Origin of the sequence: Streptomyces sp. NEAU-W12 (assembly GCF_026242095.1) — a bacterium.
Taxonomy (GTDB): Bacteria; Actinomycetota; Actinomycetes; order Streptomycetales; family Streptomycetaceae; genus Streptomyces.
On the sequence record NZ_JAPJDM010000038.1, the window covers coordinates 37,019 to 46,706 of the forward strand.

At 72.3% G+C, this 9,688-nt stretch carries 10 protein-coding genes; 5 read left to right on the forward strand and 5 right to left on the reverse strand.

Annotated features, from left to right (window positions below):
* Positions 1-28: 28 nt before the first annotated feature.
* From argC to ORI94_RS32790, 5 genes are all read left to right on the forward strand, one after another.
* Complete coding sequence (argC, locus tag ORI94_RS32770; RefSeq protein ID WP_266082393.1) at positions 29-1,069, forward strand: N-acetyl-gamma-glutamyl-phosphate reductase; 1,041 nt, start codon at positions 29-31, stop codon at positions 1,067-1,069.
* Positions 1,066-2,217, forward strand: a complete 1,152-nt coding sequence (gene argJ / locus ORI94_RS32775) for a bifunctional glutamate N-acetyltransferase/amino-acid acetyltransferase ArgJ (protein ID WP_266082395.1) — start codon at positions 1,066-1,068, stop codon at positions 2,215-2,217. Before argC ends, argJ begins: the two co-directional genes overlap by 4 nt.
* On the forward strand, positions 2,214-3,128 hold the full coding sequence (gene argB / locus ORI94_RS32780) for an acetylglutamate kinase (protein ID WP_266082397.1): 915 nt from the start codon (positions 2,214-2,216) through the stop codon (positions 3,126-3,128). Before argJ ends, argB begins: the two co-directional genes overlap by 4 nt.
* Positions 3,125-4,333, forward strand: coding sequence for an acetylornithine transaminase (locus tag ORI94_RS32785; RefSeq protein WP_266082399.1), 1,209 nt, complete (start codon positions 3,125-3,127; stop codon positions 4,331-4,333). Before argB ends, ORI94_RS32785 begins: the two co-directional genes overlap by 4 nt.
* Before the next feature lie 104 nt (positions 4,334-4,437).
* Positions 4,438-4,977: an arginine repressor gene (locus ORI94_RS32790; protein WP_266082401.1), complete on the forward strand. Its 540-nt coding sequence runs from the start codon at positions 4,438-4,440 to the stop codon at positions 4,975-4,977.
* Positions 4,978-5,021: 44 nt separating this feature from the next.
* On the opposite strand, the gene ORI94_RS32795 is transcribed toward ORI94_RS32790, so the two are convergent.
* The 5 genes from ORI94_RS32795 to ORI94_RS32815 form a co-directional block, all read right to left on the reverse strand.
* Positions 5,022-5,822 carry an FAD:protein FMN transferase gene (locus ORI94_RS32795; RefSeq protein ID WP_266082403.1) on the reverse strand — a complete coding sequence of 267 codons (801 nt, stop codon included), beginning with the start codon at positions 5,820-5,822 and terminating at the stop codon, positions 5,022-5,024.
* Positions 5,815-6,657, reverse strand: coding sequence for an FMN-binding protein (locus ORI94_RS32800; RefSeq protein WP_266082405.1), 843 nt, complete (start codon positions 6,655-6,657; stop codon positions 5,815-5,817). The genes ORI94_RS32795 and ORI94_RS32800 overlap by 8 nt, the downstream gene beginning before the upstream one ends.
* 39 nt (positions 6,658-6,696) lie before the next feature.
* On the reverse strand, positions 6,697-8,079 hold the full coding sequence (locus ORI94_RS32805; protein WP_266082407.1) for a ferredoxin reductase family protein: 1,383 nt from the start codon (positions 8,077-8,079) through the stop codon (positions 6,697-6,699).
* A 96-nt stretch (positions 8,080-8,175) separates the two neighbouring features.
* Positions 8,176-8,826 carry a pyridoxamine 5'-phosphate oxidase family protein gene (locus ORI94_RS32810; RefSeq protein WP_266082410.1) on the reverse strand — a complete coding sequence of 217 codons (651 nt, stop codon included), beginning with the start codon at positions 8,824-8,826 and terminating at the stop codon, positions 8,176-8,178.
* Between the two features lie 137 nt (positions 8,827-8,963).
* Positions 8,964-9,688: hypothetical protein (locus ORI94_RS32815; RefSeq protein WP_266082412.1), on the reverse strand; the 725-nt coding region annotated here is incomplete at its 5' end.

Genomic DNA, 9,688 nt, shown 5'->3' on the forward strand with positions numbered 1-9,688 from the left:
TAGTCATGCCATCGATGAGGAGGTTTCCGTGAGCGTACGAGTGGCTGTGGCCGGGGCCAGTGGATATGCGGGCGGGGAGCTCTTGAGGCTGCTGCTCGCGCACCCGGGGGTGGAGATCGGTGCGCTGACCGGGAACTCCAGCGCCGGCCGGCGGCTCGGGAGTCTGCAGCCGCATCTGGTGCCGCTCGCCGAGCGGGTGCTGGAGCCGACCACGGCCGAGGTGCTCGCCGGGCAGGGCCGACGGCACGACGTGGTCTTCCTCGCGCTGCCGCACGGCCGGTCCGCCGCCGTCGCCGAGCAGCTCGGGCCGGACGTGCTCGTCGTCGACATGGGCGCCGACCACCGGCTCGCCGACACCGGCGACTGGGAGAGGTTCTACGGCTCCCCGCACGCCGGTACCTGGCCCTACGGCCTGCCCGAACTGCCGGGTGGCCGCGCCGCGCTGGAGGGGTCCAAGCGCATCGCGGTGCCCGGTTGCTACCCGACCGCCGTCTCGCTCGCCCTGTTCCCGGCGTACACGGCGGGCCTCGCCGAGGCCGAGGCGGTGATCGTCGCCGCCTCCGGCACCTCCGGCGCCGGCAAGACGGCCAAGCCGCATCTGCTGGGCAGCGAGGTCATGGGGTCGATGTCGCCCTACGGCGTCGGCGGCGTCCACCGGCACACCCCCGAGATGATCCAGAACCTCAGCGCCGCGGCGGGGGAGCGGGTCCTGGTCTCCTTCACCCCGACGCTCGCGCCGATGCCCCGCGGCATCCTCGCCACCTGCACCGCCAAGGCCCGGCCCGGCGTCACCGCCGCGGCCGTCCGGGCCGCCTACGAGAAGGCGTTCGCCGACGAACCCTTCGTCCACCTCCTCCCCGAGGGCCAGTGGCCCGCGACGGCGTCCGTCCACGGTTCCAACGCCGTTCAGGTCCAGGTCGCGTACGACGAGGCCGCGGGGCGGATCATCGCGATCAGCGCCATCGACAACCTCACCAAGGGCACCGCGGGCGGCGCCCTGCAGAGCATGAACATCGCCCTCGGGCTCGACGAGTCCACCGGACTGACCACGATCGGAGTCGCGCCGTGAGTGTGACGGCAGCAAAGGGATTCACGGCGGCGGGCATCGCCGCCGGGATCAAGGAGAACGGCAACCCCGACCTGGCCCTCGTGGTCAACAACGGGCCGCGCCGCGCCGCCGCGGGCGTCTTCACCTCCAACCGAGTCAAGGCCGCACCCGTACTCTGGTCCGAGCAGGTGCTCAAGAGCGGCCAGGTCGGCGCCGTCGTCCTCAACTCCGGTGGTGCCAACGCCTGTACGGGCCCCAAGGGATTCCAGGACACCCACGCCACCGCCGAGCGGGCCGCGGAGATCCTCGGTACGGGCGCGGGCGAGATCGCCGTCTGCTCCACCGGGCTCATCGGCGTCACCCTCCCCATGGACAAGTTGCTGCCGGGGCTGGAGACGGCCGCCGGTCAGCTGTCCGAGCACGGCGGCGAGAAGGCCGCCATCGCCATCAAGACCACGGACAGCGTGCACAAGACCGCTGTCGTGACGAGGAACGGCTGGACCGTCGGCGGCATGGCCAAGGGCGCCGGCATGCTCGCCCCCGGCCTCGCCACCATGCTGGTCGTCCTCACCACCGACGCCGACGTCGAAGCCGAGGCGCTGGACCGGGCCCTGCGCGCCGCCACCCGGGTCACCTTCGACCGCGTCGACTCCGACGGCTGCATGTCCACCAACGACACCGTGCTGCTGCTCGCCTCCGGCGCCACCGGCGTCACCCCCGCCCACGAGGAGTTCGCCGAGGCCGTACGCGCCGTCTGCGACGACCTCGGACAGCAGCTCGTCCGTGACGCCGAGGGCGCCAGCAAGGACATCAAGATCGAGGTGGTGGGCGCCGCGACCGAGGACGACGCCGTCGAGGTGGGCCGCTCCATCGCCCGCAACAACCTCCTCAAGTGCGCCATCCACGGCGAGGACCCCAACTGGGGCCGGGTGCTGTCCGCGATCGGCACGACGAAGGCCGCCTTCGAGCCCGACGGACTCGACGTCGCCATCAACGGCGTCTGGGTGTGCAAGAACGGCGGCGTCGGCGAGGACCGCGACAAGGTCGACATGCGCTACCGCGAGGTCCACATCGTCGCCGATCTGGGCGCCGGTGACGCGACCGCCACCATCTGGACCAACGACCTCACCGCCGACTACGTCCACGAGAACAGCGCGTACTCCTCATGAGCACCACCCGCAAGCACACCGCCCTGCCCAAGGCGCAGATCCTCATCGAGGCACTGCCCTGGCTGACCCGGCACCACGGGAAGACCGTCGTCATCAAGTTCGGCGGCAACGCCATGGTGGACGAGGAACTGAAGAACGCCTTCGCCCAGGACGTCGTCTTCCTGCGGCATGCCGGCCTCAAGCCGGTCGTCGTGCACGGTGGCGGCCCCCAGATCAGCGCCGCGCTCGACCGGCACGGCATCGTCAGCGAGTTCAAGGCCGGCCTCAGGGTGACCACCGAGGACGCCATGGACGTCGTACGGATGGTGCTCGCCGGACAGGTGCAGCGCGAGCTGGTCGGACTGCTCAACCGGCACGGCCCCTTCGCCGTCGGCCTCACCGGCGAGGACGCGCACACCCTCACCGCGACCCGCCACCGGCCCGAGATCGACGGCGAGTCCGTCGACATCGGACGGGTCGGCGAGATCACCGAGATCGACACCGGTGCCATCGAGGCCCTGCTCGCCGACGGCCGTATACCGGTCGTCTCGTCCATCGCCCGGAGCCAGGACGACCACCATGTCTACAACGTCAATGCTGATACGGCGGCTGCGGCACTCGCTGCTGCTCTGGACGCCGAGACCCTCATGGTCCTCACCGACGTCGAGGGGCTCTACGAGGACTGGCCGAACTCCGACGAGGTGATCAGCCGCCTCACCGCGTCCCAGCTCGAGAAGCTGCTGCCGGAGCTGTCCTCCGGCATGGTGCCGAAGATGGAGGGTTGCCTGCACGCCGTCCGAGGCGGCGTGACCACCGCCCGCGTCATCGACGGCCGGGTCCAGCACTCGATCCTGCTGGAGATCTTCACCGACGAGGGCATCGGCACCATGGTCGTGCCCGACGGGACACCGCACGCACAGGGGGAGTCATGAGCAACGAGGAGCTGAGCGCGCGCTGGCAGCGCGCGCTCATGAACAACTACGGCACTCCGAAGCTGTCCCTGGTCGGCGGCGTGGGCACCACCGTCCGCGACGCCGACGGCAAGGAGTACGCCGATTTCGTCGGCGGCATCGCCGTCAACGCGCTCGGCCACGCCCACCCGGCCGTCGTCGAGGCCGTCAGCCGGCAGATCGCCTCCCTCGGCCATGTCTCCAACCTGTTCGTCGCCGAGCCGCCCGTTGCGCTCGCCGAACGGCTCCTGAGGCTCTTCGGCCGCGACGGCCGGGTCTACTTCTGCAACTCGGGGGCCGAGGCCAACGAGGCCGCGTTCAAGATCGGACGGCTCACCGGCCGGGCCCGCATGGTCGCCACCGACGGCGGCTTCCACGGCCGCACCATGGGCGCCCTCGCGCTCACCGGCCAGCCGGGCAAGCGGGAGCCGTTCGCACCGCTGCCCGGGGACGTCACCCACGTCCCCTACGGCGACGCGCAGGCGCTGGCCGCCGCGGTCACCGACGACACGGCGCTGGTGATCATCGAGCCGGTCCAGGGCGAGAACGGGGTCGTGGTGCCCCCGCCCGGTTATCTGAAGGCCGCCCGCGCCATCACGGCAGCCACGGGCGCGCTGCTCGTCCTGGACGAGGTGCAGACCGGCATCGGCCGCACCGGCAACTGGTTCGAGTACCAGGCCCACGAAGGTGTCCTGCCCGACGTCGTCACCCTCGCCAAGGGGCTCGGCGGCGGGCTGCCGATCGGCGCGACGGTCGCCTTCGGACGCGCCGCGGGCCTGCTGCACCCCGGCCAGCACGGCACGACCTTCGGGGGCAACCCGGTCGCCTGTGCCGCCGGACTCGCCGTCCTCGACACCATCGAGAACGAAGGGCTGCTCGAGAACGTCAAGCGGCAGGGCGAGCGGTTGCGCGACGGGATCGAGTCCCTCGGCGACCCGTTGATCAGCCATGTCCGGGGTGTCGGCCTGCTCCTGGGTATCGTGCTCACCGAACCGCTCGCGCCCCGGGTGCAACAGGCGGCTCAGGATGCCGGTTTCCTGGTGAACGCGCCCGCTCCCGATGTCGTACGGCTCATGCCGCCGCTGATCCTCGGGGAGGACACGGTGGACGCCTTCCTCGGGGCGCTGCCCGGCATCCTGGACGCCGTCGGCCGGGCGGCGGACGCAGAGGGACGAGCCGGACAGTGAGCCGGACGACGAGCCGGGCGAGACCCGGACGACGGGCAGGGCGATGAACCGGATCACGAGGCGTCCGGAGCACGCCCCGAGGACGACCGGAGAATGAGACGACGATGAGCCACGATCAGGACCACGGACAGCCTGCCGGGCCTGCCGTACCGCAGACCCGCACCGCGCGCCACCGCCGGATCGTGGACATCCTCAACCGGCGACCCGTGCGCTCGCAGAGCCAGTTGGCGAAGCTGCTCGCCGACCACGGACTGACCGTCACCCAGGCGACGCTCTCCCGGGACCTGGACGAGCTGAACGCGGTGAAGATCCGCGACACCGACGGCGACCTCATCTACGCGGTGCCGAGCGAGGGAGGCTTCCGCACTCCGCGCGCACCGCTCGGGGAGTCCGCGAAGGAGGAACGGATGCGGCGGCTCTCCCAGGAGCTGCTGATCTCCGCGGAGGCGTCCGCCAACCTCGTCGTCCTGCGCACCCCGCCGGGCGCCGCCCAGTTCCTGGCCTCGGCGATCGACCAGGCCGAACTGCACGACATCCTGGGGACCATCGCGGGTGACGACACCCTCATGCTGATCAGCCGCGACCCGGTGGGCGGACAGGCGCTGGCCGAGCACATGCTGAGGCTGGCGCAGAACGGGAACTGAACGGGTCCGCGGGGCCGCTTGCCGCTCACGGGGCCCGGCGCCCCTCACCCCAGACGGGACGCCAGGCCCCCCGTGCAGCGCACCTCGTCGCCCGCGGTGATCAGCAGCGCCTCCACGCCGGGCAGTGTCTCCAGCCAGGCGAGGCCCTCCCGCGACCCCATCGCGAAGGCGGCCGTGGCCCAGCAGTCGGCCCAGGTCAGCCTGGGCGCCACCACGGTCACCGCGACCAGGTCGGTGACCGCGGAGCGGCCGGTGCGCGGGTCGACGATGTGATCGCCGCGCTCGACGGTGCCCGAGGTGGCGACGGCCAGCTCGTCGGCCCCGGCGGCGGAGACGACGGCCGCGAGGCCGCCCGGACGGAGCGGGTCCGCCACCCCCACCCGCCACGGCCGCCCGGCGCCCGGCGTACCCAGCAGCTGCACGTCGCCGCCGCCGTTGAGGCTCACCCCGACCGCCCCGGCCCGAGCGAGCCGCCGCGCGGCCCGCTCGGTCGCCCAGCCCTTGACGATGCCGGTCGGGTCGAGCCGGCCGCGGTAGCGCGTGCTGAACCAGCCGTCGCTCACCCGTTCCGCCTCCGCGGCCAGCTCCAGGACCTCGGCGACCTCGGGGTCGCATTCCCCGACCGCCAGCTCGCCGCGTGCCAGCCGCGAGATCTGTGAGTCGTCGCGGTAGGTGCTGAACACCTTGTCGACGCGGCGCAGCCCGGCAGCCGCGTCCTCCAACGCCGCGTGCACGGCGGCGGATTCCCCGCCGCGGACGTCGAAGGAGAAGACGGTCCCCATCGTCTCCTCGGTGCGACGCACCGCGGCGGGAGCCTGTGCGGACCCGGCCACCGTCTCAGCCACCGGCCTGGTCCAGTGCGGACTGCAGCGACTTCTTGTATCCGGCGCTGGTGTACGTGGCCCCCGACACGGCGTCGATGTCCGCGCCGCCGGTCTTCACGACGGCCTGGTTGAGCCTCGGGACCGACAGGTTGGTGACCCGGTCGCTCTGGCCGCCCTTGGGAGCCCGCACCGCCTCGGCCTTGGTGATCCTCCCGCCCTCGACGGTGATCCGGACCTGCACGGCTCCGTACTCCGTCTGCGCCGCGTCACCGGTCACCGCGCCGTCCTCGAGGGCGGCCTGGGCGTTCCCGCCCCCTTCGCCCCGCCCGCTCCCGGTGGAACCGTCTTGGGCGGAGGCGTCACCGGCGGAACCGTCTTGGACGGAGTCGCCCCCGCTCCCGGCGGCTCCGGCGGCCTTCGCCTTGTCCAGGGCGGACTGCAGCGACTTCTTGTATCCGGCGCTGGTGTAGGTGGCGCCGGACACCGCGTCGATCTCGCCGCCCTGCGCGGCGACCGCGGCCTGGTTGAGTTTCGGTACGGCGTTGGCGTTGATCTGGTCGCTCTGGCCGCCCTTGGGGGACTGGACGGCCTCGGCCTTGGTGATCCTTCCGCCGCTCACGGTCAGGCGCACCTGCACCGCGCCGTACTGGGTGTCGGCCGCTTCACCGGTGACCGTGCCGTTCGCGATGGCCTGGGTGCCGCCCTGCGGGGACTGCGCGGCCGCGGGCGGGACGGCGCCGGCCGCGTCCGCCGAGCCCTGGTCGGAATCGGGCTTCAGCGTCAGCAGCAGCACGATCCCGGAGACGGTGGCGGCGGTGGCCAGCACGGCACGCCGGACGGGGTGACTCTTCCTCATCGTTTCTCAAGCTCCTGATGGGTGTGGATGACCCGTCGCTCACATCTCGAACGACTCGTGGTGGATACGGCGGGCGGGGACCCCGGCGCCGCGCAGTGCGTCGTAGACCGACTGGGCGAACCCGGGCGGGCCGCACATGAAGACGTCGTGGTCGTCGATGTCGGGAATCTTGCGGCGCAGGCTCTCCGCGGAGATGTCGGGGCGTTCTCCCTCGGGGCTGTTCACCGCGTACATCAGACGGGCGCCGCGCTCGTCGGCGATCTTGGCGAGCTCGCTCCACAGGGCCAGGTCATGGGTGCTGTTGGCCCGGTAGAGCAGGGTGATGTCGCCGGAGGCGCCGGGCAGCGTCTCGAACAGGGCCCGCATCGGCGTGATGCCCACGCCGCCGGCGACCAGCAGCACCTTGCCGCGGCTGCGGCGCTGGGCGGTCAGCGCCCCGTAGGGGCCCTCCGCCCACACCCGGGTGCCGGGCTCCAGCTCGCGCAGCCGGGTGGTGTGGTCGCCGATCGCCTTCACCGTGATCCGCAGCATGTCGGGGCGGGGCGCCGCCGACAGCGAGTACGGGTGGGAGCTGAACCGCATCCCCGGCGCCAGGAACCGCCAGCGGAAGAACTGCCCCGCCTCGGCGCCGATGCGGTGCAGCCTGCGCCCGCCGATCAGCACCGACACGATGCCCGGCGTCTCCTCGACGACCGCCTCGACCCGCATCCGGTGCCGCAGGTTCAGCCGGACCGGGGTGATCACCCGGTACCAGAGGACCAGTGCGGTGACGGCGCCGTAGAGCCCGTACCAGAAGGTCTTCGCGGACGGCTCCACGGCGAACTCGTTGCCTGTGGTGATCTGGTGCCAGAACGTCAGGTACATCGCCGCGTACGTCAGCAGGTGCACGTGGTACCAGCTGTCGTACGGCAGCCGGCGGCGGACCGGGCCGATCGAGAGGAAGGCGATCAGGAACAGCAGACCCGTGCCGATGGCGGCCTTGCCCATGTCCGGCAGCTGACCGACCGAGGTGATCGTCTGCTGGACGATGTCGCCGAGACCCCTGCCCGCCTGGAGGGCGTAGCCCCACATGATGAGGAAGACGTGGGCGACGACCAGGCTGACGGTGTAGCGCCCGCTCATCGCGTGCCAGCGGGCGACCCGGTCCGAGCCCACCCGGCGCTCCAGCGCGGGCACCCGGGCCATCTGCAGCACCACGAGGGCCATCAGATAGCCGCCCAGCAGACCGGTGATGCGGCCCGCGGCGATGATCCGGCCGGTGGTGTCCGAGATGGACGGTGTGTTGTTCCACCACAACCACAGCACGGCCACCGCGCCCGCCCCCACGGCGAGCAGCAGGGGCACGGCGGGGGAGCGGCGCGGACGGATGCGGCGCATCGTCTGGCGGCGGGCGGCACGTCCGCCTGCGAGCGTGGTGGTCACGGTTCCTCCGTGGGACTTGACCCTTGGCCCACACATACGTGCCGTGGAACGGGAGCGTTCAGCGGTGTCCGGAGGCAGGACGGGAGCGTGAGGCCGTCACCCGTCCCGGGGCGCGGGCGCGGGCGCGGGCGTGGGGGTGGGCACGGGCGTGGACGTGGAGGGGCGCGGGGACGGGGGCAGCGGCAGGGGCAGCCCGGGAAGGCCGTCGAGGCTCGTCGCGACGTGGTCCTTCTTGGTGAAGTACGCGTCCAGTGAGGTGTCGTCCTCGCGCGCGAACCGCTTCCCGTGCAGGTCGCGGTCCGCCTCGTACGCCATGTGGGGGACGGCGTAGCCGCAGGTGTCGCGGATGAGGTCGGCGGTCACGACGACGATCGCGCGCAGGCCGTGGGCCGTCGGGTCGATGGCGGGGAAGCGGGCGAGCAGGTCCGAAAAGCGCGGGTCGTCCCGGAAGACGGGCTCGCCGCGGCCGTGCACGCGCACGATGGCGGGCGGCCCCTGGAAGGCGCACCACATCAGGGTGATGCGGCCGTTCTCCCGCAGATGGGCGATGGTCTCGGCGTTGGAACCGGCGAAGTCGAGGTAGGCCACGGTGAGTTCGTCGAGAACCGCGAAGGACCCCGTGAGGCCCTTGGGTGAGAGGTTGACCGTGCCGTCGGCGGACAGGGGTGCGGTCGCGGTGAAGAAGACCGGCTGCGCCTCGATGAACGTGCGCAGGCGGCCGTCTATGCGCTCATAGGTCTTTCCCATGTCCACCGAGTATGGACCCGGTTCGTTCGCCTGTCTGAGGAAAAGGAAAGGGGTGGAGGGGGAGTCCGGACGGTGCCGGGGACCCTCCCGTGGCCGCCCCGGCCGGCGTGTGCGGGGCGGCCACGGCGCCTGTCACGTCACTTGGTGAACGTGCAGGCGGCCAGGGAGTCGAGTCCGGCGGGGCGTTCGGCGGTGCGGCCGATGGCGGTGGCGATGCGGTTGATGGCGGCGACGCGCTTGTCCTCGAGGGGGCCGAGGATGGCGTTCTGGACGAAGTCGGGTCCGCCCTGGCCGACGGTGTCGACGAGGCGCTGGTTGGCCTCGTCGATCTGGGTGGCGAGCTGGCCGAGGTTGCGGTCGACCTCGGCCTGGGCGGAGGCGGGGACCGGGGGGAGGTCCGGGGCGACGTCGGGGCAGCCGACCGTGCCCACAGCGGCGTTACCGGCATCGCCCGCGCCGCCCCCGTCCTCCTGGCCCGCGTCGCCCCGGTCCGCTCCCTGACCGGCGTCGTCGGCGGGCGGTGCGGTGGCTTCCTCCCCGACGCCGTCGCCGCCTGCCTGCCCTCCCGTGTCCGCCGCGCCCTGGGCGTCGAGCGTGCAGGCGGCCAGGGAGTCGAGTCCGGCGGGGCGTTCGGCGGTGCGGCCGATGGCGGTGGCGATGCGGTTGATGGCGGCGACGCGCTTGTCCTCGAGGGGGCCGAGGATGGCGTTCTGGACGAAGTCGGGTCCGCCCTGGCCGACGGTGTCGACGAGGCGCTGGTTGGCCTCGTCGATCTGGGTGGCGAGCTGGCCGAGGTTGCGGTCGACCTCGGCCTGGGCGGAGGCGGGGACCGGGGGGAGGTCCGGGGCGACGTCGGGGCAGC

Coding starts and splice junctions, on each gene's coding strand:
- ORI94_RS32800 (WP_266082405.1), bottom strand. CDS start 6,657: ATGAGGAAGAGTCACCCCGTCCGGCGTGCCGTGCTGGCCACCGCCGCC.
- ORI94_RS32790 (WP_266082401.1), top strand. CDS start 4,438: ATGAGCCACGATCAGGACCACGGACAGCCTGCCGGGCCTGCCGTACCG.
- ORI94_RS32785 (WP_266082399.1), top strand. CDS start 3,125: ATGAGCAACGAGGAGCTGAGCGCGCGCTGGCAGCGCGCGCTCATGAAC.
- ORI94_RS32810 (WP_266082410.1), bottom strand. CDS start 8,826: ATGGGAAAGACCTATGAGCGCATAGACGGCCGCCTGCGCACGTTCATC.
- argB (WP_266082397.1), top strand. CDS start 2,214: ATGAGCACCACCCGCAAGCACACCGCCCTGCCCAAGGCGCAGATCCTC.